Origin of the sequence: Halopseudomonas xiamenensis (assembly GCF_014219065.1) — a bacterium.
Lineage (GTDB): Bacteria > Pseudomonadota > Gammaproteobacteria > Pseudomonadales > Pseudomonadaceae > Halopseudomonas > Halopseudomonas xiamenensis.
The window spans coordinates 1-24959 of record NZ_JACLGO010000005.1 but is presented as its reverse complement, the minus strand read 5'-3'; the positions used below and the strand labels follow the sequence as shown (position 1 = coordinate 24959).

The following is a 24959-nucleotide window of genomic DNA, read 5'->3' as shown; positions in this document are numbered from 1 at the left end:
GGCGTTGAATGGATCTATTGTTTACTCTGCTGGCCACCATAGTGGCGTTGGGACTGCTGGTCACCATTCACGAATATGGCCATTTCTGGGTCGCACGTCGCTGCGGCGTCAAGGTTTTGCGTTTTTCCATCGGCTTCGGCCCCGCGCTTTACAGCTGGCATGACCGCCATGGCACCGAGTTCGTCATTGCCGGGATTCCCCTGGGCGGCTACGTCAAGATGCTCGACGAGCGGGAGGCCCCGGTGCCTGCTGCCGAGCTGGATCAGGCCTTCAATCGCAAGGATGTGAAGAAGCGCATTGCCATCGTGGCCGCCGGCCCCCTGGCCAACTTCCTGCTCGCCATCGTCGCCTTCTGGTTGATAGCGGTGCTCGGTATCACCACGGTTGCACCCATCATCGGTCCGGTCGAGCCCGACAGCGTCGCCGCGCGTGCCGGCCTGAGCGAAGGGTTGGAGATCATCGAGATCGACGGCAACAAGACGCCCAGCTGGCACGACATCAATCTGCAGTTGATCCGCCGCCTGGGTGAAACCGGGCAATTGCAGGTGCTGGCCCGGGACGGCGAGGGTACGCCGCAGAACTACACGCTGCAGCTGCATAACTGGTTGCGCGGGGTCGATCAGCCGGACCCGGTAACCGCGCTCGGTCTGACCAGCTGGAAGCCGGCGGTACCACCGCTGCTCGGCCAGATCAGCCCGGGCGGTGCCGCCGAACGTGCCGGCCTGCGGGCCGGCGATCTGGTCGTGAGCATCGATGGGCAGCCGGTCAGCGACTGGCTGGGCGAGGTGGTGCCGCGTATCCAGGGCAGCCCTGCCCAGTCGCTGGAAATGGGCGTGCAGCGTGATGGGCAGCTGCGCATGCTGAGCATCACTCCGGATGCGCGTGAGCAGGATGGCAGGACGGTCGGCTTCATCGGTGCCGGTATCGAAGCCTTCGAATGGCCCGAGCACATGATTCGCAGCATCGACTACAACCCATTGGCGGCGATCCCGGTGGCCCTGGTGAAAACCTGGGATATGACGGCGCTTACCCTCGATTCGCTGAAAAAGATGATCACCGGCCTGGTCTCGGCAAAAAACTTGAGCGGCCCGATAACCATTGCTAAAGTGGCGGGCGCCTCGGCCAAGTCCGGAGTCGAAAGCTTTCTCAGTTTCATTGCCTATCTGAGCATCAGCCTGGGAGTGCTGAACCTGCTGCCCATCCCGGTGCTCGATGGTGGTCACTTGGTCTACTACGTGACGGAATGGATCAGAGGCAAGCCCCTGTCCGAGCGTATCCAGGGCTGGGGATTGCAGATAGGATTGACCCTGATCGTCGGCGTGATGCTGTTTGCCATCTACAACGATATAAGTCGGTTGGGCAACTGAGCGGCAGAGAAATACGGGGAGCTGGGGAAACATGCGCGTATGCTGTTGTCCGACTCCTATTACCGAACTGCCGTGCGCGGCAGATAAGATATTAACCAGTCAGCCAGAACGGATTTCATGAAACGTTACCTATTGCCTGCGCTATTGCTGATACTCCTGGCGCCGGGAGTCTTTGCCGATGCCTTCCAGATCTCCGACATTCGCGTCAATGGTTTGCAACGTGTTTCTGCTGGCAGTGTCTTCAGTGCCTTGCCGCTGAACATCGGCGACCAGGCGGACGACCAGGCCCTGGTCGAGGCATCGCGTTCGCTGTTCCGCACCGGCTTCTTCCAGGATATCCAGCTGGGCCGTGAAGGTGATGTGCTGATCATCAACGTGGTCGAGCGTCCCTCCATCTCGTCCATCGAGCTGGAAGGCAACAAGGCGATCAAGAGCGAGGACCTGCTCAACGGTCTGCGCATGGCCGGGCTGGCCGAAGGTGAAATCTTCCAGCAGGCGACCCTGGAAGGGGTGCGCAACGAACTGCTGCGCCAGTACGTGGCCCAGGGCCGCTACTCCGCGGACATAGAAACCGAGGTGATTGCCGAGCCGCGTAACCGCGTGGCGCTGAAGATCGTCGTCGACGAGGGCTCGGTGGCCTCGATCAAGCATGTCAACGTGGTCGGCAACTCGGTGTTCTCCGATGACCAGCTGATCCCGCTGTTCGAACTGAAGACCACCGGCTGGCTGTCGTTCATCCGCAACGATGACAAGTATTCCCGGGAAAAGCTCTCCGGTGACCTGGAGCGCCTGCGTTCCTGGTACCTGGACCGCGGCTACATCAACATGGATATCGCCTCGACCCAGGTCTCCATCACCCCGGACAAGAAACACGTCTACGTTACCGTCAATATCGATGAGGGTGAGCTGTACACGGTCAACGAGGTCAAGCTGTCCGGTGACCTGGTGGTGCCGGAGCAGGATATCCGTCGCCTGCTGCTGGTCGAGCCGGGCCAGGTATTCTCCCGCCAGGTGATGACCGCCACTTCCGATCTGATCGGGCGCCGCCTGGGTAACGAGGGCTACACCTTCGCCAACGTCAACGGCATGCCGCAGGTCAACGAGCAGGACCGCACCGTGGATGTGACCTTCGTCGTCGATCCCGGCCAGCGCGCCTACGTCAACCGCATCAACTTCCGCGGCAACACCAAGACCGATGATGAGGTGCTGCGTCGGGAAATGCGTCAGATGGAGGGCGGCTGGGCCTCCACCTACCTGATAGATCAATCCAAGGTGCGCCTGGAGCGCCTGGGCTTCTTCAAGGAAGTCGACGTCGAGACGGTACCGGTGCCGGGTGCCGACGACCTGATCGACGTCAACTACACGGTCGAGGAACAGCCCTCGGGCTCGGTGACCGCCAGCCTCGGCTTCGCCCAGGGCACCGGTCTGATCCTCGGTGGCTCGATCAGCCAGAACAACTTCTTTGGTACCGGTAACCGCGTCAGCTTCAGCGCCAACCGTTCCGCCTACCAGACCGCGTTGTCGTTCGGTTTCCTCAACCCCTATTTCACCGCCGATGGCGTCAGCCTGGGCTACAACGCCTTCTACCGCACCACTGACTACGATGAGCTGGATGTGGATATCGCCAGCTACTCGGTCGACTCCTACGGTGCCGGGGTGAATATCGGCTATCCGATCAGCGATACCTCGCGCCTGTCGTTCGGCATGTCGCTGCAGCGTGATGAGATCAAAGAGGGCGTGTACACCATTCAGGAAATCCAGGAATTCCTGCGCAACGAGGGTGACAGCTTCTTCAACCTCAAGGCCAATGTCGGCTGGTCGCAGTCCACGCTCAACCGCGGTATGTTCCCGGACCGCGGACATTCCCAGAGCCTGAGTCTGGAGACTACCGTTCCGGGTAGTGACCTGTATTTCTACAAGCTCGCCTATCGTGGCCAGCGCTTCTTCCCGATCACCCAGGACTGGACCCTGCGCGTGCATACCGACACTGGTTTTGCCCGGCGCTTCGGCTCGACCAAGCAGATGCCGTTCTACGAGCACTACTTCGCCGGCGGGATCGGTTCGGTGCGGGGTTTCGAGGACAGCACCCTGGGTCCGAAAAGTACTCCCCACGTGAATGATCCGGATCAGGACCGGCTGCCCTTCGGTGGTAACGTCAAGATTACCGGTGGTCTGGAGCTGATCTTCCCGGCACCCTTCGTCCAGGACCAGCGCTCGCTGCGTACCGTGCTGTTCCTGGATGCCGGTAACGTGTTCAACACCTATTGCAGTGATTGCCCTGATGTGACCGCCAGTGAAATCCGTTACAGTGTCGGCGTCGGCTTGTCGTGGCTGACGGCACTGGGTCCGCTGGGCTTCAGTCTGGGCGTGCCGCTGAACGACGAGTCTGACGATGACAGGCAGGTCTTCCAGTTCACCCTGGGTCAGACGTTCTGAGGCCGGGAACCCACTTTTTCAGCAGGAGTGTCAAGAGTGCGCAAGTATGTTTGCATTGCAGTGATGTCAGTCATGGCGCTGGCCAGCCTCCCGGCTGCGGCCCAGACCAAGATAGCGGTACTGGATTACCAGATGGCGCTGCTCGAATCGGATGCCGCCAAGCGCTATTCGGTGGATGCGGAGAAGAAGTTCGGTAGCCAGTTGCAGCGTCTGAAGAACCTCGAGTCCGAGGCCAAGCGTCTGCAGGAGCGCATGCAGCGTGACGGCGACAAGCTGGGCCAGTCCGAGCTGGAGAAGATCGAGCTGGAGTTCCGCCAGAAGGCGCGTGAATTCCAGGTTCAGTCCAAGGAGCTGAACGATGCCAAGGCGCAGTCCGACCGGGAAATGCTCGAACAGCTCAAGCCGAAGCTGGACAAGGCAGTGGAAACCGTACTGCAGGCCGGCGACTATGATCTGGTCATCGACCGCAGCGCGGTCATCGATGTCAAACCGGCGTTGGATATCACCCGTCAGGTCATCGAGCGCCTGAACAGCGCGCGTTGATCGGTATGGCGGACTCCAACGGTGTGACCCTCGCGCAACTGGCCGAGCGCCTGGATGCGCGTCTGGTCGGTGATGGCGACAAGCTGATTCGCGGTCTGGCGGCCTTGCATGATGCCGGCCCCGACCAGCTGAGCTTCCTGGCCAACCGGCAATATCGCAAGCAGCTCGCCGGCAGTCGTGCCGGCGCGGTGCTGTTGACCGAAACCGACGCCGCCGACTATGCCGGCAATGCCCTGATCGTCGCCGATCCCTACCTGGCCTATGCTCGGCTGTCGCATCACTTCGATCCCAAGCCGCGTGCGGTGCCGGGGGTTCATCCCAGTGCGGTGATCGCCGATTCGGCCAGTGTGGATGCCTCGGCATCCATTGGCGCCGGTGTGGTGATCGAGGCCGATGCGGTGATCGGTGCCAACGTGACCCTGAGTGCCCAGTGTTTTGTCGGGGCGCGCTGCCGGATTGGCGCCGATAGCTGGCTGGCACCGCGGGTGACGCTGTACCACGATGTGCGCATGGGCGAGCGGGTGGTCATCCAGTCTGGTGCGGTGATCGGCGGCGAAGGCTTCGGCTTTGCCAAGGACCAGGGTAAGTGGCAGAAGATCGCCCAGATCGGCGGCGTGCTGATTGGCGACGATGTCGAGATCGGGGCCAACACCACCATCGACCGCGGCGCGCTCAGCGATACCCTGATCGGCAACGACGTCAAGCTGGATAACCAGATCCAGATCGCGCATAACGTGCAGATCGGTGATCACACGGCGATGGCTGCCTGTGTCGGTATTTCCGGCAGCACCCGGATCGGTCGCAACTGCACCATCGCCGGCGGCGTCGGCATGGTCGGGCATATCGATATCTGCGATAACGTATTCGTCAGCGGCATGACCATGGTCACGCGCTCTATTACCGAACCGGGCGCCTATTCCTCCGGTACGGCAATGCAGCCTGCCGCTGAATGGAAAAAAAGCGCTGCACGAATTCGTCAGCTCGATGCGCTGGCCAAACGCGTGCAGCAACTGGAGAAACAGTTGCCAGCGGTGACCCCAGCGCCGCAGGACTCATCTGAGTCCTGAGCTGCGCGCTTTGCGCATTCAACCTTTCACTGCAAGGCCTTGCGAAATAATGGATATCAACGAAATAAAAGAGTACCTGCCCCATCGTTACCCGTTCCTGCTGGTGGACCGGGTGGTCGAACTGGATCTCGAGGGCAAGCGTATTCGTGCCTACAAGAATGTCTCGGTCAACGAACCCTTCTTCAACGGGCACTTCCCCGGCCATCCGATCATGCCGGGCGTTCTCATCATCGAGGCCATGGCCCAGGCCGCCGGCCTGCTGGGCTTCAAGATGATGAATACCAAGGCCGAAGATGGCACGCTGTACTACTTCGTCGGCTCGGACAAGCTGCGCTTCCGTCAGCCGGTGGTGCCGGGTGACCAGCTGCAACTGGAAGCGACCTACCTGAGCAACAAGCGCGGTATCTGGAAGTTCGCCTGCCGGGCGCTGGTCGACGGCAAGGAAGCCTGTTCCGGTGAAATCATCTGCGCGGAACACAAAGTATGAGTCGGATTCATCCTCAGGCGATCGTTGACCCTGCCGCACGGCTGGCCGATGACGTCGAGGTCGGCCCCTGGTCGTTGATCGGCCCGGATGTCGAGATTGGTGCTGGTACGGTCATCGGTCCGCATGTGGTGGTCAGGGGACCGACCACCATCGGCAGGGGCAACCGGATATTCCAGTTCGCCTCGGTCGGTGAGGATTGCCAGGACAAGAAGTACCGCGGTGAGCCCACGCGGCTGGTGATCGGTGACAATAACGTGATCCGCGAAGGCTGCACGTTGCACCGGGGCACGGTGCAGGACCAGGGCGTCACCACCATCGGCAGCAACAACCTGCTGATGGCCTATGTGCACATCGCCCACGACTGCGTGGTCGGTGACAACATCATCATGGCCAACAACGCCACCATCGCCGGTCATGTGCATGTCGGCGACGGGGTCATTCTGGGTGGCTACACCACGGTGCACCAGTTCTGCCGTATCGGCGCCTGGTCGATGAGCGCCGCCAACAGTGCGGTGTTCAAGGATATTCCGGCGTTCGTCATGGTCGGCGGCAACCCGGCCAATGCCCATGGCATGAACTTCGAGGGCATGCGCCGGCGCGGCTACAGCCAGGAGCTGATCGCCGCGCTGCGCCGTGCCTACAAGGTGGTCTACCGCCAGGGCAGGACCCTGCAGGAAGCACTGCAGCTGCTGGATGACGAAGCCGCCCAGCATCCCGAAGTGGCGCTGTACCGCGACTCGATTCTGGCCTCGACCCGCGGCATCACCCGCTGATCATGAGCGCCTCGGCAGTTCCACCGAACAAACCCCTGTGTATTGCCCTGGTTGCCGGTGAGGCGTCTGGCGATACCCTGGGCGCGGGGCTGATCCGCGCGCTCAAGCAACTCCATCCGGACGCCGAGTTCATCGGTATCGGCGGACCAAGGATGCAGGCCGAGGGGCTGGTCAGCCAGGTGCCGATGGAGCGTCTGTCGGTGATGGGGCTGGTCGAGGTGCTGGGGCGGCTGCGTGAGCTGCTGCGTATCCGCCGCGAACTGGTGGACTTTCTCAAGCAGCGCCGACCGGACGTGTTCATCGGCATTGATGCCCCGGACTTCACCCTGGGTGTCGAGCAGCGCCTGCGCGATGCCGGTATTGCCACGGTGCACTATGTCAGCCCCTCGGTCTGGGCCTGGCGCGAGAAGCGCGTGCTGGGTATTCGCCAGTCCACCGACCTGATGCTGACCCTGTTTCCGTTCGAGGAAGAGGTCTACCGCAAGCATGGGGTAGCGGTACGCTGTGTGGGGCATACCCTGGCCGATCGCATTCCGCTGCAGCCGGATCGCCAGGCTGCCCGGCAGACCCTGGGGCTGCCCGAGGATGCGCCGGTGGTGGCACTGATGCCGGGCAGTCGCAACGGTGAGCTGCGCAAGCTCGGCCTGTTGTTCCTGCAGACCGCTGCCTGGTGTCTGGAGCGCAATCCGCAACTGCGCTTCATCCTGCCCTGTGCCAATCCCGAGCGCCGCCAGCAGATGGAAACGATCCTCGCCGATAGCGGCCTGCAGCTACCGCTGACCCTGCTCGATGGTCAGGGCCACGAGGCTCTGGCGGCTTGCGACGCAGTGCTGATCGCCTCGGGTACCGCGACCCTGGAGGCCATGCTGTTCAAGCGGCCCATGGTGGTCGCCTACCGTATGGCCTCACTGACTTTCAGGATTCTCAAGCGCCTGGTCAAGGTCGGACATGTAGCCCTGCCCAACCTGCTCGCCGGACATGAGGTGGCGCCGGAGTTCCTGCAGGATGCGGCGACCCCGCCGGCGCTGGGCCAGGCGCTGCTCGATCGTCTGGGCCCGACCCCCGAGCGTGAGCAGGCCGAGGCGGTGTTCCTGCAGCTGCACCAGTTGCTGCGCCGTGATGCGGATCACGCCGCTGCCGAGGCGGTACTGCAGCTGCTGCGCGACAAGGGGCGCCTGGCATGACCCAGATGCTGATGGACTGGAACCTGCCCGAGGGCGAGGAGCTGATCGCCGGGGTCGACGAGGTGGGTCGTGGCCCATTGTGTGGTGCGGTGGTCACTGCCGCGGTGATTCTCGATCCACTGCGCCCGATCGACGGGCTGAACGATTCCAAGAAACTCACCGAAGCCCATCGCGAGGCGCTGTTTCCGATCATCCAGGAACGCGCCCTGGCCTGGGCCATCGGCCGCGCCGAGGTGGCCGAGATTGACCAGTTGAACATCCTGCATGCCACCATGCTGGCGATGCAGCGCGCCGTCGCCGGCTTGACGCTGCGCCCGGACCGGGTGCTGATCGATGGCAACCGTTGCCCGGTATTGCCGATGCCCAGCGAGCCGGTGGTGGGAGGGGATGCACGGGTGCCGGCGATTGCCGCCGCCTCGATCCTGGCCAAGGTCACCCGCGACCGGGAGATGCAGGAAATGGAGCTGCTGTATCCGGGCTACGGCATCGGCAAGCACAAGGGCTACCCGACTCCCGCGCACCTGTCCGCGCTCAAGCTGCTAGGCGCCACACCGATTCATCGCCGTTCCTTTGCGCCGGTGCGCGAGGCGTTGGCGGTTGGGCCTGCGGTGGTCGTGGAGGAGAGTGTCACCGTTGTAAGTATGGTGTAGCACCCGAACGCGGACCGGGGCGCTACGCTTCTTCGGCCTTATCCTCCATACGGTTCTCCCCACACCGTCATCCTTCGCCTTCGCGAAGGATGACGAGGTAGAGAGCGGTCCCGCATTAAGGCAAAACATCATCACTGGCCCCAATCTCCCCCCGCCGTTACAATCACCCGTCAGTTTTCCAGCCTCCGAATCAGGAAAGATATGAGCGTTTCCTTCATCCATCTGCGTGTCCACAGCGAATACTCCCTGGTCGATGGCCTGGTCAGGATCAAGCCTTTGATCAAGGCCGTGGGTGCAGCGGGGATGCCGGCGGTGGCGGTGACCGACCAGAGCAACATGTGCAGCCTGGTCAAGTTCTACCGGGCCGCCATGGGTGCCGGGGTCAAGCCGATCTCCGGGGTGGATATCTGGATGACCAGCGAAGAGGACGAGAACCAGCTCAGCCGCATGACGCTGTTGGCAATGGACAACCAGGGCTACCGCAACCTGACCGAACTGGTCTCGCGCGGCTACACCCACGGTCAGCGCAATGGCCTGGCGACCATCCACCGGGAGTGGGTGGCGGAGGCCAGCGAAGGGGTGATCGCCCTGTCCGGGGCGAAGGAGGGCGAGATCGGCCAGGCCCTGCTGTCCAGCGACCCGGCGCAGGCCGACCGCCTGCTGCGGCACTGGATGGAGGTGTTTCCCGGGCGTTTCTACCTGGAGCTGCAGCGCACCAAACGACCCAACGATGAGGAATACCTGCATGCCGCTGTGGCCCTGGCCGGCCGGCATGCCTGCCCGGTGGTGGCCACTAACGATGTGCGCTTCATCCACCGGGAAGACTACGAGGCCCATGAGACCCGCGTCTGTATCGGTGAGGGCAGGGCGCTGGACGACCCGCGCCGGGTACGCCAGTACAGCGAAGAACAGTACCTGAAAAGCGCCGAGGAAATGGCCGAGCTGTTCTCGGATATCCCCGAGGCGCTGGAAAACAGCGTGGAGATCGCCAAGCGCTGCAATCTCGACGTGCAACTGGGCACCTACTACCTGCCGGACTTCCCGGTGCCCGATGGCATGACCATGGATGACTACTTCCGCCAGGTCTCCCTGGAAGGCCTGGAAGAGCGCCTCAAGGTGGTCTTGCCGCCGGATTCGGAAAACTACCAGGAGCGTCGCCAGGTATACCTGGACCGGCTCAAGTTCGAGCTGGATATCATCATCCAGATGGGCTTCCCCGGTTACTTCCTGGTGGTCATGGACTTCATCAAATGGGCCAAGAACAACGGTGTGCCGGTGGGCCCGGGCCGGGGTTCGGGTGCGGGCTCGCTGGTGGCCTATGCACTGCTGATCACTGACCTCGATCCGCTGGAGTACGACCTGCTGTTCGAGCGCTTCCTCAACCCCGAGCGGGTATCCATGCCCGACTTCGATATCGACTTCTGCATGGAAGGCCGCGACCGGGTGATCGAGTATGTGGCCGATACCTATGGCCGCAATGCGGTATCGCAGATCATCACCTTCGGTACCATGGCGGCCAAGGCGGTGGTGCGCGACGTGGCCCGGGTGCAGGGCAAGTCCTATGGCCTGGCCGACAAGCTGTCGAAGATGATTCCGTTCGAGGTCGGCATGACCCTGGCCAAGGCCTTCGACCAGGAAGAGATCCTGCGCGACTTCCTCGCTGTGGATGAGGAAGCCCAGGAGATCTGGGACATGGCCCTGAAGCTGGAGGGCATCACCCGCAACGTCGGCAAGCACGCCGGGGGCGTGGTGATCGCGCCGACCAAGCTGACCGACTTCGCCCCGCTGTATTGCGACGAAGCCGGTGACGGCCTGGTGACCCAGTTCGACAAGGACGATGTCGAGGCCGCCGGGCTGGTGAAGTTCGACTTCCTCGGCCTGCGCACGCTGACCATCATCGACTGGGCGATGGAGACCATCAACCGCGAGCAGGCCCGCAAGGGGCTGGAACCGGTGGATATCGATCGCATCCCGCTGGACGATCCGCCGACCTACGCCATGTTGCAGAAGGCCGAGACCACGGCGGTGTTCCAGCTTGAATCCCGCGGCATGAAGGAACTGATCAAGAAGCTCAAGCCTGACTGCCTGGAGGACATGATCGCACTGGTGGCCCTGTTCCGTCCGGGGCCGCTGCAGTCGGGCATGGTCGACGACTTTATCAACCGCAAGCACGGCCGCGAGCAGATTTCCTACCCGCACCCGTCCTACCAGTATCCCGGCCTGGAGCCGGTGCTCAAGCCTACCTACGGCATCATCCTGTATCAGGAACAGGTGATGCAGATCGCCCAGGTCATGGCCGGGTACACGCTGGGCGGCGCCGACATGCTGCGCCGGGCGATGGGCAAGAAGAAGCCCGAGGAAATGGCCAAACAGCGGGCGATCTTCCTTGAGGGTTGCCAGAACAACGATATCAGTGCCGATCTGGCGGGTAACATCTTCGACCTGGTGGAAAAGTTCGCCGGCTACGGCTTCAACAAGTCGCACTCCGCGGCCTATGGACTGGTCTCCTACCAGACCGCCTGGCTGAAGGCGCACTACCCGGCGCCCTTCATGGCGGCGGTGCTCTCGGCGGATATGCACAACACCGACAAGGTGGTGACGCTGATCGAGGAATGCCGCAGCATGAAGCTGCGGATGAAGGCGCCGGATGTGAATATCTCCGAGTACAAGTTCACCGTCGATGACAGCGGCAGCGTGGTCTACGGCTTGGGCGCGATCAAGGGGGTCGGTGAGGGGCCGGTGGAAACCATAGTGCAGACGCGCCAGGAGGGCGGGCCGTTCTCTGACCTGTTCGACTTCTGTGCCCGGGTCGATCTCAAGCGCATCAACAAGCGGGTCATGGAGGCGCTGATCCGCTCCGGTGCGCTGGATGCCCTGGGGCCGTTCTTCGATACCGAACAGCAGGCCTACCTGCAACAGGTCGACCGCAACCGCGCGGCCCTGGCCGCGGCCATGGAGGAAGCCATCGCTGCCGCCGAGCAGACCCATCGCAGCGCCGACAGCGGCCACGAGGACCTGTTCGGCGACCTGCTCGGCGTGGCGGCCGAGCGCGATCTGTTCGAGGCCTATCGCAATGTGCGCGAGTGGACCTTCAAGGAGCGCCTGCGTGGCGAGAAGGATACCCTGGGCCTGTACCTGACCGGCCACCCGATCGACGAATACGAGCAGGAAGTACGGCGTTTCGCCCGCCAGCGCATCATCGATCTCAAACCCTCGCGGGAAGCGCAGACCATTGCCGGCCTGGTGTTCGACCTGCGGGTGATGAAGAGCAAGCGCGGCGACAAGGTCGGCTTCGTCACCCTGGACGATCGCTCGGCCCGGGTCGAGGTCTCGTTGTTCGCCGAGGCTTACCAGACGGCGCAGGCGCTGTTGCAGAAGGATGCGCTGCTGGTGGTGGAAGGTGAGGTTGCCGTGGATGATTTTTCCGGCGGCATGCGCGTGCGTGCCAAGCGGGTGATGAGCCTGGAGGAGGCGCGTACCTCGCTGCTGGACAGCGTGCGCATCAATCTCGACACCCGTCGTCACGGGCCCGATTGCCTGGGCCGGTTGGCCGGCGTGCTGCGCCAGTACAAGGGCGACTGCGCGGTGACCATCGAACTGCAACGCCCGGATGCGCAGGCCTTGCTGCGCCTGGGTGAGGGCTGGCGGGTCGAGCCCGCCGATGACCTGGTGCAGACGCTGCGTGACCAGTTGGGCAAAGGCAGCGTCTCCCTGCACTATAGATAAAACGGATTCTCGGGGGATGGGCCGCTCGACGCAGCCAGGTCAATCCCGTAAGGTAACGCAAAAAACAGGACGCCCCGGTTGGGGCCGCGGATAATCGACGCTTATGATCAAGAGTCAGAAATACCTCGAATTTGAACAGCCGATTGCCGACTTGCAGGCCAAGATCGAAGAGCTGCGTCTGGTGGGCAGCGACAATTCGCTGAATATCACCGAAGAAATCACCCGTCTGCAGGACAAGAGCCGTTCGCTCACCGAGAGCATTTTCGCCAACCTGTCGAGCTGGCAGGTGACCCAGATGTCGCGGCACCCGCAGCGCCCCTACACGCTGGACTACATCAGCCACATCTTCACCGACTTCGAAGAGCTGCATGGCGACCGGCATTTCGCCGATGATGCGGCGATCGTCGGCGGTATCGCCCGCCTCGAAGGGCGCCCGGTTATGGTCATCGGTCACCAGAAGGGCCGTGACGTCAAGGAGAAGGTGCGTCGCAACTTCGGCATGCCCAAGCCCGAAGGCTACCGCAAGGCCTGCCGGCTGATGCAGATGGCCGAGCGTTTCAAGATGCCGATCATCACCTTTATCGACACCCCCGGTGCCTACCCGGGTATCGATGCCGAGGAACGCGGGCAGAGTGAGGCGATCGCCTGGAACCTGCAGGTGATGTCGCGGCTGAAGACCCCGATCATTTCCACTGTCATCGGCGAGGGTGGCTCCGGCGGCGCGCTGGCCATTGGCGTCTGCGACCGGCTGATGATGCTGCAGTATTCCATCTATTCGGTCATCTCCCCGGAAGGCTGTGCCTCGATCCTGTGGAAGAAGGCCGAGAAGGCCTCTGATGCGGCCGAGGCCATGGGCGTCACCGCCGCCCGTCTGCAGGAGCTGGGGCTGGTCGACAACCTGATTGCCGAACCGCTGGGCGGCGCGCACCGCGAGCCGGTGGAAATGGCCGCGCGGATCAAGCAGCAACTGCTGGCCGAGCTGGACAGGCTGGACGGCCAGTCCACCGACGAGCTGCTGGACAGCCGTTACCAGCGGCTGATGGCCTTCGGTATCCAGTAAGTGTTCAATCCGCAGGTGCTGCTGGGACAACTGGCACCCTGCATGGAGGCCCCGGTCTGCTGGCTGGGGCTGTCCGGTGGCCTGGATTCCATGGTGCTGCTGGACGCCATGGCGCAACTGCGCCGTACCTGTCCGCTTCCCCCCCTCAAAGCCATTCACGTGCACCATGGGTTGCATGCCAATGCGGATCTGTGGGTCGAGCATTGCCAGCGCGAGTGCGCGGCGCGCGATATCGAGTTGCATATCCAGCGGGTGCAGTTGCCCCCCGGTGGCAATATCGAAGAACTGGCGCGGGACGCCCGCTATGCCGTGTTCGAGGACAAGCTCGGAGCGGGGCATTGGCTGCTGCTGGCCCACCATGCCGATGACCAGTTGGAGACCCTGCTGTTTCGCCTGATGCGTGGCACCGGCATCCGTGGCCTGGCGGGCATGCCGCGCAGTCGGGCGCTGGGGCAGGGCAGCCTGCTGCGCCCGCTGCTGGGCTGGTCCCGGGAGCAACTGGTGAGCTGGGCGCAGAGCCAGCGCCTGAGCTGGATAGAGGATCCGGCCAACGCCGATCCACGTTACGCCCGCACCGCCCTGCGCCATGAACTGCTGCCGCAGTTGCGCCAGCGCTGGCCGGGCCTGCCGGACAATCTGCTGCGCCTGGCCGAACACGCCGAGGAGGCCAACCAGCTGCTGGATGAACGGGCCGCTGAAGACCTGCAACAGGCCAGCGTCCCGGCGCAGGATGCCTGGCTACTGGGCTGGCCGAGTCTGCTGGTGGAGTCGGTGACCGCCCTGAGCCCGGCGCGGCAGAGGAACCTGTTGCGCTACTGGTTGCATCAGCACAACCTGCGGCTGCCCGACCAGCGTCACCTGCATAGCCTGGTGGTGCAACTCGGTGCCGCCGGGGACAGCCAGCCGGCGCTGCGTGTCGGCGCGGCGCAGTTATACCGTTCGTCGGGTCGTCTCTGGCTGTTACCTTCGGCGGGGGTACCCGCCGGTATCGACCAGGTATTGACCGGCGTGGCCGATACCCCGTTGCTGGCCGGCAATGGCCGGCTGCGGTTGCGCCCCGGTGCTGATATCGCCTGGCGGGAGGGTGAATGGCGGGTCGCCTACCGGCGTGGCGGCGAGCAGATCAAGTTGCCGGGCCGGCCAAGCCAGAGCCTGAAAAGCCTGTTTCAGCAGGCCGCCATTCCAGTCTGGCTACGCCCCGCCGTGCCATTGCTATACTGCGACGATCGGCTGATTTCCGTGGCCGGTCGCTGGAATGCTGAAGGGGCCGGGCCAGGCTCCGGCGAGAGTGGATTCAGTATGGTCTGGGAGCCGGTTTTAGATTGAGCGAAATCAGGCTGTCTGGTATCCTGATTTCCCATCTTGACGAGACTTTGGTCTCCCTTCGAATTCCTGCGATCACGGTCGCTTAACTTCAATCTACGGGTTTTTCATGACGCGCTACATCTTCGTCACGGGTGGTGTTGTATCTTCTTTGGGCAAGGGCATCGCCTCGGCATCCCTGGCGGCGATTCTCGAAGCACGTGGCCTCAAGGTCACCATGCTCAAACTGGATCCCTACATCAACGTGGATCCGGGCACCATGAGTCCGTTCCAGCATGGTGAGGTGTTCGTCACCCATGATGGCGCCGAGACCGACCTGGACCTGGGGCACTACGAGCGTTTCATCCGTACCCGCATGACCCAGAACAACAACTTCACCACCGGTCGCGTCTACGAGGACGTGCTGCGCAAGGAGCGCCGTGGTGACTATCTGGGTGCGACCATCCAGGTGATCCCGCATATCACCGACGAAATCAAGACCCGTATCATCCGTGGCGCCGGCGATGCCGATGTGGCCATGGTCGAGATCGGCGGCACCGTGGGTGACATCGAGTCGCAACCCTTCCTCGAGGCTATCCGCCAGCTGCGTCTGGAGGTCGGTGCTCGCCGCGCCATGCTGATGCACCTGACCCTGGTGCCCTATATTGCCACCGCCGGTGAAACCAAGACCAAGCCGACCCAGCACTCGGTCAAGGAACTGCGCTCCATCGGCCTGCAGCCGGATGTGCTGGTATGCCGCTCCGATCATCCGATCGACCTGGCATCGCGGCGCAAGATCGCGTTGTTCACCAACGTCGAGGAGCGTGCGGTGATCAGCCTGCCGGACGCCGATACCATCTACCGCATCCCCGGCATCCTGCATGCCCAGGGACTGGACGACTACGTGGTCGAGCGCTTCGGTCTGGAATGTGGCAGCGCCGATCTCGCTGAGTGGGAGCGGGTGGTGGATGCCAAGCTGCATCCGGAAAAGGAAGTCACCATCGCCATGGTCGGCAAGTACATGGAGCTGCTGGACGCCTACAAGTCGCTGATCGAAGCGCTGAGCCATGCCGGTATCCAGTCCCGCACCAAGGTCAACGTGCGCTATATCGACTCGGAAACCATCGAGGAGAACGGCACCGGCCAACTCGAGGACGTGGACGCCATCCTGGTACCCGGCGGCTTCGGTCTGCGTGGGGTGGAAGGCAAGATCAGCGCGGTGCGCTATGCCCGCGAGAACAATATCCCGTACCTGGGCATCTGCCTGGGCATGCAGGTGGCCGTCATCGAGTTCGCCCGCAACGTACTGGGCTGGAACGATGCCAACTCCACTGAATTCGACAAGACCAGCGAGCATCCGGTGGTCGGCCTGATCACCGAATGGCAGACCGCCAGCGGCGAGAAGCAGACCCGTGACGAAAGCTCCGACCTGGGTGGCACTATGCGCCTGGGCGGCCAGGAGTGCGCGCTGGTGGAGGGCAGCAAGGCCCGCGAATGCTACCGCCAGGATGTGATCGTTGAGCGTCACCGTCACCGCTATGAGGTCAACAACAACCTGTTGCCCGAGCTGGAGAAGGCCGGTCTGCGTGTTTCCGGTCGCTCGCTGGACGGCGCACTGGTAGAAATGGTCGAAGTACCTGAGCACCCGTGGTTCGTGGCCTGCCAGTTCCACCCCGAGTTCACCTCCACCCCGCGTGACGGCCATCCGCTGTTCAGCGGCTTCGTCAACGCGGCGCTGCAGCAGCGCGCTGCCAGGAAAGGCTGAGGAAGGGTCATGGCACAGAAAATCGTTCGGGTCGCTGACATCGACATCGCCAACGACAGGCCCTTCGTCCTGTTCGGTGGCATGAATGTGCTGGAGTCCCGCGACCTGGCCATGCGTGTCTGTGAAGAGTACGTCGAAGTCACCGGCAAGCTGGGCATCCCCTATGTGTTCAAGGCCAGCTTCGACAAGGCCAACCGCTCGTCGATCAACTCCTTCCGCGGCCCCGGCCTGGAAGAAGGACTGAAGATCTTCGAGGAGATCAAGCGCACCTTCAAGGTGCCGCTGATCACCGATGTGCACGAGCCCCATCAGGCCGCGCCGGTGGCCGAGGTCTGCGACATCATCCAGTTGCCGGCATTCCTGTCACGACAGACCGACCTGGTCGTGGCCATGGCGCAGACCGATGCGGTGATCAACATCAAGAAGGCGCAGTTCCTGGCTCCCCAGGAAATGCGCCATATCCTCACCAAGTGCGAAGAAGCGGGCAATGAGCGACTGATCCTCTGCGAACGTGGCTCCAGCTTCGGCTACAACAACCTGGTGGTGGACATGCTCGGCTTCGGCATCATGAAGCAGTTCGAGTATCCGGTATTCTTCGATGTCACCCATTCGCTGCAAATGCCCGGCGGGCGCAGCGATTCGGCCGGCGGCCGCCGTGCCCAGGTCACCGACCTGGCCAAGGCCGGCATGAGCCAGGGGCTGGCCGGTCTGTTCCTGGAAGCCCACCCGGACCCGGACAACGCCAAGTGCGACGGCCCCTGCGCCCTGCGGCTGGACCGGCTGGAACCTTTCCTGGCCCAGCTCAAGGCGCTGGATGACCTGGTGAAAAGCTTCCCGCAACTCGACACTGCCTGATTGCCAGGCAAGATTTCCCTTTCAATTACAAAACATGTTTCAGATGGAGAAAGCAGCAGTCATGGCGAAGATCATTGAAATCAAGGGTCGCGAAGTACTGGACTCACGCGGCAACCCGACCGTTGAAGCGGATGTGATTCTGGAAGGCGGCATCCTCGGCAGTGCCTGTGCCCCGTCCGGCGCTTCCACCGGCTCGCGCGAAGCGCTGGAGCTGCGTGACGGCGACAAGAGCCGTTATCTGGGCAAGGGCGTGCTCAAGGCCGTGGCCAACATCAATGGTTCGATCCGTGAACTGTTGGTCGGTCGCGATGCGCTGGACCAGGCTGGCCTGGACCGTGCCATGATCGAACTGGATGGTACCGAGAACAAGGCCAAGCTGGGCGCCAACGCCATCCTCGCCGTGTCCCTGGCTGCCGCCAAGGCTGCCGCCCAGGCCAAGGGCGTGCCGCTGTACGCGCATATTGCCGACCTGAACGGCACCCCCGGCCAGTACAGCATGCCGGTGCCGATGATGAACATCATCAATGGCGGCGAGCATGCCGACAACAACGTCGATATCCAGGAATTCATGGTGCAGCCGGTCGGCGCCAAGAGCTTTGCCGATGCACTGCGCATGGGCGCCGAGATTTTCCATCACCTGAAAGCGGTACTGCAGGCCCGCGGTCTGAGCACCTCGGTCGGTGATGAGGGCGGTTTCGCGCCGAACCTGGCCTCCAACGAAGATGCCCTGGCGGCGATTGCCGAGGCTGTGGCCAACGCCGGCTACAAGCTGGGCGACGACGTGACCCTGGCGCTGGACTGCGCTTCCAGCGAATTCTACAAGAATGGCAAGTACGACCTGGCCGGCGAAGGCAAGGTGTTCGACGCCGCTGGTTTCGCCGACTACCTGGCTGGCCTGACCCAGCGCTACCCGATCATCTCGATCGAGGATGGCATGGACGAGTCCGACTGGGACGGCTGGAAAGTCCTGACCGACAAGCTCGGTGCCAAGGTCCAGCTGGTTGGTGACGACCTGTTCGTGACCAACACCCGCATCCTCAAGGAAGGCATCGAGAAGTCCATCGGCAACTCGATCCTGATCAAGTTCAACCAGATCGGTTCGCTGACCGAGACCCTGGAAGCGATCCAGATGGCCAAGGCCGCCGGCTACACCGCGGTGATCTCGCACCGCAGCGGTGAGACCGAGGACCACACCATCGCCGACCTGGCAGTGGGTACCGCCGCAGGGCAGATCAAGACTGGTTCGCTGTGCCGTTCCGATCGGGTGTCCAAGTACAACCAACTGCTGCGTATCGAAGAGCAACTGGCCGGCAAGGCGCCCTACAAGGGCCGTGCCGAGTTCCGTGGCTGATAGCCGCAACGCGGTGCGGTTCGCCGCACCCGGGTGGAGACTGTCCGCTTGAAATGGCTCTGGGTGATATCGCTGACACTGCTTGCCGCACTGCAGTATCGACTGTGGGTGGGCGAGGGCAGTCTGGCGCATGTCGCCCAGCTCAAGCAGGAAATTTCCAGCCAGCAGGGCGAGAATGAAAAACTGCAGGAGCGCAACCGTGTGCTCACTGCAGAGGTCATTGAGCTGAAACAGGGCCTGGAGACCATCGAGGAGCGTGCCCGGCATGAGTTGGGCATGGTCAAGGAAGGCGAAACCCTGTTCCAGTTGAGTGGCGATGACTGACAGTACACCGCCTTTCTGGGTGGTGATCCCTGCCGCTGGCGTCGGCTCACGCATGCGCGCCGACCGTCCCAAGCAGTACCTGCCCCTGGCTGGGCGCTGCCTGATCGAACATACCCTCGACTGTTTCCTCGGCCAGCCCGGCCTGCTCGGGCTGGTGGTCTGCCTGTCGGCGGATGACGGCTGGTGGCCGCAGCTGGCCTGCGCTACCGACCCGCGTGTTACCCGTGCTGACGGTGGCCGGGAGCGGGCCGACTCGGTCCTCAATGGCCTGCACGCCCTGGCGGCCCTCGGCGCGGCGGAGCAGGACTGGGTGCTGGTGCACGATGCGGCCCGGCCCAACCTGGCCGAGTCCGACCTGTACAAGCTGCTGCACAGGCTGCAGGACGATCCGGTCGGCGGCCTGCTGGCGGTGCCGGTGCGCGACACGCTGAAGCTGGCCGGGCCGGACGGCCGCGTCAGTGCCACCCCGGATCGTTCGCTGTTCTGGCAGGCCTACACCCCGCAGATGTTCCGCCTGGGCGCGCTGCGCAGCGCCCTGGGCGATGCTCTGGCCGCTGGCGCCACCATCACCGACGAGGCCTCGGCCATGGAATGGGCCGGCCAGGCACCGCGCCTGGTGGAAGGGCGGGCCGACAATATCAAGGTGACCCGGCCGGAAGATCTGGAGTTTTTGCGCCGGGGCTGACTACCAGTGCCTGCCAGCCAATCGTCAGCAGTCGATTGACCGCAAGTCGGCCACCCAATAAGCTGTATGTGTATACAGTGTTTCGAGTGGTGTCCATGATTGCTTTTCCTGTTCCCCCTGTTTGTCTGCCTGCCCCCTGTGCTGCAGCATGCCTGGAGCCGACGGTATGAGTGCGGTGGTGTCGATCGATGCCCTGTTGCGCCAGCAGCGGGTGTGGAAGGGGCGCGGCGAGAGTGTGCCGGTGGCCATTCATCCCACCGGTCATCTGGCGCTGGACCAGCTGCTGCCCGGCGGTGGCTGGCCGGAGTCGGCGTTGAGCGAGATCCTGCTGGCGGCGCCCGGGGCCGGGGAGCTGCAATTGTTGTGGCCGACCCTGGCGCGGCTGACTCGGGCCGGGGAAAGGGTGGTGCTGGTGGCGCCGCCGTGCATTCCCTATGCGCCGGCCTGGTTGGCGGCCGGGGTCGATCTGCGCTGGCTGCTGGTGATCGATACCGAAGAGCGGGAGGCGTTGTGGGCGGCCGAGCAGTGTCTGCGTTCCGGCAGTTGCGCGGCGGTGTTGTGCTGGCCACAGCGCATCGATGATCGTGGTCTGCGCCGGTTGCAGCTGGCGGCGGCTACCGGCCAGACCCTGGGTTTTGCCTGTCGTCCGCTGCGTGAAGCGGTCAACTCTTCGCCGGCGGCCCTGCGTCTGGCGCTGGATTGCCATCCGCGCCAGGTGCGGCTGCTCAAGTGCCGGGGTGCGCTGCAGCCGGGTCAGGCGGTAGCTCTCTAGCCATGCGCTGGGCCTGTATCCTGCTGACCCAGCTGGCGCTGGATGGGGAGTTGCGTGGTCGTGCCGACCACACGCAGCCACTGGTGCTGGCCGCCGGTCCGGCGCAGCGCCGGGTGATCAAGGCAGTGAACCCGGCAGCACGCCAGCTGGGGCTGAAACCGGGGCTGTCGTTGATCGCCGCGCAGGCGCTGGCCAGCGGTTTCGTGATGGCGGACTACGACGAGCAGCAGATAGAGCACTGGCAGCGCTTCCTGGCGGCCTGGGCCTATCGTTTCAGCTCGCATGTCAGTCTGGATTATCCCCGGGCGCTGCTGCTGGAGGTGGAGTCCAGCCTGGGGCTGTTCGGTCCCTGGCCGCGTTTCGAGCAGCGCCTGCGCAGCGAACTGACCGAGCTGGGTTTTGGTCATCGCATCGTGCTCGCGCCCAATGCCGCAGCGGCGCGGGCGCTGGCCAATGTGCATGATGGTCTGGTGGTGGATGAGCACGGCCTGCGGCGAGAGATCGAGCGGCTGCCGATCAGCCGTTGCGGCCTGGCCGCCGATAGCGCGGCGGCATTGGCGCGCATGGGGCTGCGCCAGGTCAGGCAGTTGCTGGCGCTGCCACGCGATACCCTGGCCCGGCGCTTTCCCGCCGCGGTGCTGCTGCACCTGGACCGCTTGCTGGGGGTGCAACCCCAGGCGCTGGATTGCTATGTGCCGGCCGATGAGTTCGAGGCGCGGATCGAATTCAATTTTGAGGTCGATTCGCACCAGGCGTTGCTGTTTCCGCTGCGGCGATTGCTCTCCGACCTGCGTGTGTTCCTGGCTGGCCGGGATTGCGGCGTGCAGCGCTTCACGCTGTCTTTGCAACACCGCAAGCTGGACGATACCCGGTTGCCGATCGGCCTGCTGGCGCCGGAGCGCGATGCCCAGCTGCTGTTCGAGGTGACGCGCAGCCGCCTGGAGCAGCTGCAGTTACCCGGGCCGGTGCTGGCGCTGCGGCTGCAAGCCAGTGATCTGCCAGCCTTTGTGCCGCAACCGAAGCAGCTGTTCGTCGAGCGACCGCAGCAATCCCAGCCCTGGGAACAGTTGCGTGAACGCCTGCGTGCCCGGCTGGGTGATCAGGCGGTATATGGTCTGGTCGCCGTGGCCGATCACCGCCCGGAATGCAGCTGGCGAGCCGACCGGCAGGGTGGCGGTGAACCCGTTCCCGGCGGCGGCCCACGTCCCGGCTGGTTACTGCCCGAGTCCCAGCCGCTGAATGATCTGCTGCCGGAGCTGCTGGCCGGGCCGGAGCGCATCGAGTCTGGCTGGTGGGACGCTGGCGACCTGCGCCGGGACTATTACCTGGTACGCACCCGGGATGGGCGGCTGGCCTGGGTCTGGCAGGCGGTGGATGGCAGCGGGCCGTTCATGCTGCAGGGTTGGTTCGCATGACAGTGGACACAGTGGACTACGCCGAGTTGCACTGCCTGAGCAATTTCAGCTTCCAGCGTGGCGCCTCCAGTGCCGACGAGCTGTTCGCCCGCGCCAGGGCACTGGGCTACCAGGCGCTGGCGATCACTGATGAATGCACCCTGGCCGGCATAGTACGGGCCTGGCAGGCAGCGCAGCAATACCATCTGCCCCTGATCATCGGCAGCGAGATGCAGGTGGAAAATGGGCCGAAGCTGGTGCTGCTGGTGGAGAACCTGACCGGCTACCAGCACCTGTGCCGGCTGATCACCCGGGCCCGGCGGCGTGCTGACAAGGGCCGTTATCGCTTGCTGCGCGAGGACCTGGCCGGCGACCTGTCCGGCCTGCTGGCGCTGTGGCTGGCCGAGGAGCAGGATGATGCTGCCACGGGGCACTGGCTACGGGACATCTTCGCGCAGCGCCTGTGGCTGTCCATCGGCCTGCACCGGGGGCCGGACGATGCTCGCAGGTTGGCCCGGCTGCAGGCGCTGGCGGCGACTGTCGGCATTGCTGCGGTGGCCACCGGCGATGTACACATGCATGCCCGCGGTCGCCGGGCGTTGCAGGATACCCTGACCGCGGTGCGCCATCACTGCCGGGTGGATGAGGCCGGGCATCGGCTGTTCGCCAATGGCGAGCGGCATCTGCGCAGCCGTGAACTGTTGTCTGACACCTATCCCGTGGAGCTGATGGCGGAAAGCCTGCGGATCGCCGAGCGCTGTCACTTCGAGCTCAAGCAACTGGACTATCACTATCCCCATGAGCTGGTACCGGCCGGGCAGACACCGAACACCTGGCTGCGTCAGTTGACCGAGCAGGGCATTCGCTGGCGCTGGCCTGGCGGTATTGGCGCCGAGCTGCGCGGGCAGATCGACAAGGAACTGGCGCTGATCGAGGATCTGGAATACGAAAGCTATTTCCTCACTGTGCACGACATCGTCCACTTCGCCCGCAGCCAGCATATTCTCTGCCAGGGCCGTGGCTCGGCGGCCAACTCGGCGGTGTGTTTCGCGCTGGGTATCACCGAGATCGACCCGGCGCACTCCAGCCTGTTGTTCGAGCGCTTCCTGTCCCGCGAGCGCAACGAGCCGCCGGATATCGATGTGGATTTCGAGCATGAGCGGCGCGAGGAGGTGGTCCAGTATGTGTTCCGCCGCTATGGTCGCCAGCGTGCCGCGCTGACCGCGGTGGTCAGCAGCTATCATGCCGCCGGCGCCATCCGCGATGTCGGCAAGGCGCTGGGCCTGCCGCCGGAACATGTCGACAGCCTGGCCCGTTGCTGCGGACGCTGGAGCGATCGCATTCCGACCCCGGAGCGGTTGCGCGAGGCGGGTTTCGATCCGGACAGCCCGTTGCTGCACCGGGTACTGACCCTGAGCGGGCAACTGATCGGCTTTCCCCGTCACCTGTCGCAGCATCCAGGTGGTTTCGTTATCTCCGAGCAGGCGCTGGACACACTGGTGCCGGTGGAGAATGCCGCGATGGAGGGGCGCACCGTCATCCAGTGGGACAAGGATGACCTGGATGCGGTCGGCCTGCTCAAGGTCGATATCCTTTCCCTGGGCATGCTCACCGCGCTGCGCCGCTGCTTCGACCTGCTGCGTCAGCACCGCAATCGCGACCTGACGCTGGCGACCATTCCCGCCGATGACGGCCCGACCTACGACATGATCTGCCGGGCCGACACCATAGGGGTGTTCCAGATCGAGTCGCGGGCGCAGATGAGCATGCTGCCGCGGCTCAAGCCACGCGAGTTCTATGACCTGGTGGTGGAAGTGGCGATTGTCCGGCCCGGACCGATCCAGGGCGATATGGTGCATCCTTATCTACGTCGGCGTAACAAGGAAGAGAAAGTGACCTATCCGTCTCCGGCGCTGGAAAAGGTACTGAAGCGCACTCTGGGGGTGCCGCTGTTCCAGGAACAGGTGATGGAACTGGCGATTGTCGCGGCCGGCTATACCGCCGGCGAGGCGGATCAACTGCGCCGCAGCATGGCCGCCTGGAAACGCCGTGGCGGCCTGGAACCGCACCGGGCAAAGCTCACCAGCGGTATGCTCGAGCGCGGCTATGATCTGGCGTTCGCCGAGCGCATCTTCGAGCAGATCAAGGGCTTTGGCGAATACGGCTTTCCCGAGTCCCATGCCGCCAGTTTCGCGCTGCTGACCTATGCCAGCAGCTGGCTGAAATGCCATGAACCGGCGGCTTTCGCCTGCGCCCTGATCAACAGCTGGCCGATGGGTTTCTACAGCCCCGATCAGCTGTTGCAGGATGCGCGTCGCCACGGGGTCGAGACTTTTCCGGTGGATGTGCGCTACAGCGACTGGGACTGCAGCCTGGAAGCGGGGCGTGGCCAGCAGTTGGCGATCCGGATCGGCCTGCGGATGCTGCGCGGCTTCCGCGAGGAGGATGCCCGACGGCTGATGGCTGCCCGCGAGCGGATGGCGTTCGTGCAGGTCGATGAGCTGAGCGTGCGCGCTGGCCTGAACCGGCGTGCCCTCGAGTTGCTGGCCGATGCCGGCGCCCTGCGCGGGCTGGCCGGCAACCGCCACCGTGCGCGCTGGGCGGTGGCCGGGGTGCAGGAGGCCTTGCCATTGTTCGCCGGCCAGCCGGCACCGGCCGAGCCGGCGGTGGCCTTGCCACTGCCCAGCGTGGCGCAGGACCTGCACGCCGACTACGCCCTGGTCGGCACCACCATGGGCCCGCACCCCCTGCGTCTGCTGCGCGGCGCCCTGGCGGCGCGGCGCTGCCGCAGTTCAAGGCAGCTGGCGCAGATGCCCCATGGCAGCCAGCTGTGGGTCGCCGGTGTGGTCACCGGCCGCCAGCGACCGGGCACCGCCAGTGGCGTGACCTTCGTCACCCTGGAGGATGAGTTCGGCATGGTCAATGTGGTGATCTGGCGCGCGCTGGCCGAGCGCCAGCGCCGGGAGGTGATGCAGGCCAGGTTGCTGCAGGTTTACGGACGGCTGGAGTCGGAACAGGGCGTGCGCCACCTGATCGCCCAGCGCCTGGTGGACCTGACGCCGATGCTGGATGGGCTGGATACCCGTAGCCGGGATTTCCATTGATTCTCTGCACCCTGGTAGATAGCTACGGGCGGGTTTCGGGGTGTAGCGCGCCTGAGACTGTGAAAGTATCTCAGTTGTTCGGTAGGCTGGAGGTTGTTTTCCCTCTCACCGGTA

At 63.9% G+C, this 24959-nt stretch carries 19 protein-coding genes; all 19 read left to right on the top strand.

Going from position 1 to position 24959, the window contains the following annotated elements:
* Positions 1-8: 8 nt before the first annotated feature.
* The 19 genes from rseP to H6X51_RS04435 all read left to right on the top strand — a co-directional run bounded on the left by rseP (position 9) and on the right by H6X51_RS04435 (position 24845).
* The gene (gene rseP / locus H6X51_RS04525) at positions 9-1367 is read left to right on the top strand and encodes a sigma E protease regulator RseP (protein ID WP_185266331.1); all 1359 of its coding nucleotides are present in this window, start codon (positions 9-11) and stop codon (positions 1365-1367) included.
* Between the two features lie 117 nt (positions 1368-1484).
* Positions 1485-3803 (top strand): outer membrane protein assembly factor BamA, encoded by a 2319-nt coding sequence (gene bamA / locus H6X51_RS04520; RefSeq protein ID WP_185266330.1) that lies wholly within the window; start codon positions 1485-1487, stop codon positions 3801-3803.
* A gap of 36 nt (positions 3804-3839) precedes the next feature.
* Positions 3840-4346, top strand: coding sequence for an OmpH family outer membrane protein (locus H6X51_RS04515; protein ID WP_185266329.1), 507 nt, complete (start codon positions 3840-3842; stop codon positions 4344-4346).
* A gap of 5 nt (positions 4347-4351) precedes the next feature.
* Positions 4352-5413 carry a UDP-3-O-(3-hydroxymyristoyl)glucosamine N-acyltransferase gene (lpxD, locus tag H6X51_RS04510; protein ID WP_185266328.1) on the top strand — a complete coding sequence of 354 codons (1062 nt, stop codon included), beginning with the start codon at positions 4352-4354 and terminating at the stop codon, positions 5411-5413.
* Positions 5414-5459: 46 nt separating this feature from the next.
* A complete protein-coding gene (gene fabZ / locus H6X51_RS04505) occupies positions 5460-5900 on the top strand; it encodes a 3-hydroxyacyl-ACP dehydratase FabZ (RefSeq protein ID WP_044501608.1) in 441 nt (146 codons plus the stop codon).
* Entirely contained in the window at positions 5897-6673 is a 777-nt protein-coding gene (gene lpxA, locus H6X51_RS04500; RefSeq protein ID WP_185266327.1) for an acyl-ACP--UDP-N-acetylglucosamine O-acyltransferase, read from the top strand. The genes fabZ and lpxA overlap by 4 nt, the downstream gene beginning before the upstream one ends.
* Before the next feature lie 2 nt (positions 6674-6675).
* Positions 6676-7857, top strand: coding sequence for a lipid-A-disaccharide synthase (gene lpxB / locus H6X51_RS04495; RefSeq protein ID WP_185266326.1), 1182 nt, complete (start codon positions 6676-6678; stop codon positions 7855-7857).
* 5 nt (positions 7858-7862) lie between these two features.
* The gene (gene rnhB, locus H6X51_RS04490; protein ID WP_407925944.1) at positions 7863-8507 is read left to right on the top strand and encodes a ribonuclease HII; all 645 of its coding nucleotides are present in this window, start codon (positions 7863-7865) and stop codon (positions 8505-8507) included.
* 201 nt (positions 8508-8708) lie between these two features.
* Positions 8709-12233, top strand: coding sequence for a DNA polymerase III subunit alpha (dnaE, locus tag H6X51_RS04485; RefSeq protein ID WP_185266324.1), 3525 nt, complete (start codon positions 8709-8711; stop codon positions 12231-12233).
* Positions 12234-12336: 103 nt separating this feature from the next.
* Positions 12337-13293, top strand: coding sequence for an acetyl-CoA carboxylase carboxyl transferase subunit alpha (gene accA, locus H6X51_RS04480; protein WP_185266323.1), 957 nt, complete (start codon positions 12337-12339; stop codon positions 13291-13293).
* On the top strand, positions 13294-14619 hold the full coding sequence (gene tilS / locus H6X51_RS04475) for a tRNA lysidine(34) synthetase TilS (protein WP_185266322.1): 1326 nt from the start codon (positions 13294-13296) through the stop codon (positions 14617-14619).
* 106 nt (positions 14620-14725) lie between these two features.
* Positions 14726-16360: a CTP synthase gene (locus H6X51_RS04470; RefSeq protein WP_185266321.1), complete on the top strand. Its 1635-nt coding sequence runs from the start codon at positions 14726-14728 to the stop codon at positions 16358-16360.
* A gap of 9 nt (positions 16361-16369) precedes the next feature.
* Positions 16370-17215 carry a 3-deoxy-8-phosphooctulonate synthase gene (kdsA, locus tag H6X51_RS04465; RefSeq protein ID WP_185266320.1) on the top strand — a complete coding sequence of 282 codons (846 nt, stop codon included), beginning with the start codon at positions 16370-16372 and terminating at the stop codon, positions 17213-17215.
* 61 nt (positions 17216-17276) lie between these two features.
* Complete coding sequence (eno, locus tag H6X51_RS04460) at positions 17277-18566, top strand: phosphopyruvate hydratase (RefSeq protein ID WP_185266319.1); 1290 nt, start codon at positions 17277-17279, stop codon at positions 18564-18566.
* Positions 18567-18614: 48 nt separating this feature from the next.
* Entirely contained in the window at positions 18615-18890 is a 276-nt protein-coding gene (ftsB, locus tag H6X51_RS04455) for a cell division protein FtsB (protein ID WP_185266318.1), read from the top strand.
* Entirely contained in the window at positions 18883-19575 is a 693-nt protein-coding gene (gene ispD / locus H6X51_RS04450; protein ID WP_185266317.1) for a 2-C-methyl-D-erythritol 4-phosphate cytidylyltransferase, read from the top strand. The genes ftsB and ispD overlap by 8 nt, the downstream gene beginning before the upstream one ends.
* A 166-nt stretch (positions 19576-19741) precedes the next feature.
* Positions 19742-20347 carry a translesion DNA synthesis-associated protein ImuA gene (gene imuA / locus H6X51_RS04445; protein WP_185266316.1) on the top strand — a complete coding sequence of 202 codons (606 nt, stop codon included), beginning with the start codon at positions 19742-19744 and terminating at the stop codon, positions 20345-20347.
* A gap of 2 nt (positions 20348-20349) precedes the next feature.
* Positions 20350-21762, top strand: coding sequence for a Y-family DNA polymerase (locus H6X51_RS04440; protein WP_185266315.1), 1413 nt, complete (start codon positions 20350-20352; stop codon positions 21760-21762).
* Entirely contained in the window at positions 21759-24845 is a 3087-nt protein-coding gene (locus tag H6X51_RS04435; protein ID WP_185266314.1) for an error-prone DNA polymerase, read from the top strand. Before H6X51_RS04440 ends, H6X51_RS04435 begins: the two co-directional genes overlap by 4 nt.
* Positions 24846-24959: the final 114 nt, after the last annotated feature.

Excerpts from the sequence above, each read along its gene's own strand:
- eno (WP_185266319.1), top strand. The coding sequence starts at position 17,277 with ATGGCGAAGATCATTGAAATCAAGGGTCGCGAAGTACTGGACTCACGC.
- rnhB (WP_407925944.1), top strand. The coding sequence starts at position 7,863 with ATGCTGATGGACTGGAACCTGCCCGAGGGCGAGGAGCTGATCGCCGGG.
- H6X51_RS04435 (WP_185266314.1), top strand. The coding sequence starts at position 21,759 with ATGACAGTGGACACAGTGGACTACGCCGAGTTGCACTGCCTGAGCAAT.
- kdsA (WP_185266320.1), top strand. The coding sequence starts at position 16,370 with ATGGCACAGAAAATCGTTCGGGTCGCTGACATCGACATCGCCAACGAC.
- dnaE (WP_185266324.1), top strand. The coding sequence starts at position 8,709 with ATGAGCGTTTCCTTCATCCATCTGCGTGTCCACAGCGAATACTCCCTG.
- rseP (WP_185266331.1), top strand. The coding sequence starts at position 9 with ATGGATCTATTGTTTACTCTGCTGGCCACCATAGTGGCGTTGGGACTG.
- imuA (WP_185266316.1), top strand. The coding sequence starts at position 19,742 with ATGAGTGCGGTGGTGTCGATCGATGCCCTGTTGCGCCAGCAGCGGGTG.
- H6X51_RS04470 (WP_185266321.1), top strand. The coding sequence starts at position 14,726 with ATGACGCGCTACATCTTCGTCACGGGTGGTGTTGTATCTTCTTTGGGC.
- lpxA (WP_185266327.1), top strand. The coding sequence starts at position 5,897 with ATGAGTCGGATTCATCCTCAGGCGATCGTTGACCCTGCCGCACGGCTG.
- bamA (WP_185266330.1), top strand. The coding sequence starts at position 1,485 with ATGAAACGTTACCTATTGCCTGCGCTATTGCTGATACTCCTGGCGCCG.
- accA (WP_185266323.1), top strand. The coding sequence starts at position 12,337 with ATGATCAAGAGTCAGAAATACCTCGAATTTGAACAGCCGATTGCCGAC.
- lpxB (WP_185266326.1), top strand. The coding sequence starts at position 6,676 with ATGAGCGCCTCGGCAGTTCCACCGAACAAACCCCTGTGTATTGCCCTG.
- H6X51_RS04440 (WP_185266315.1), top strand. The coding sequence starts at position 20,350 with ATGCGCTGGGCCTGTATCCTGCTGACCCAGCTGGCGCTGGATGGGGAG.
- lpxD (WP_185266328.1), top strand. The coding sequence starts at position 4,352 with ATGGCGGACTCCAACGGTGTGACCCTCGCGCAACTGGCCGAGCGCCTG.
- ispD (WP_185266317.1), top strand. The coding sequence starts at position 18,883 with ATGACTGACAGTACACCGCCTTTCTGGGTGGTGATCCCTGCCGCTGGC.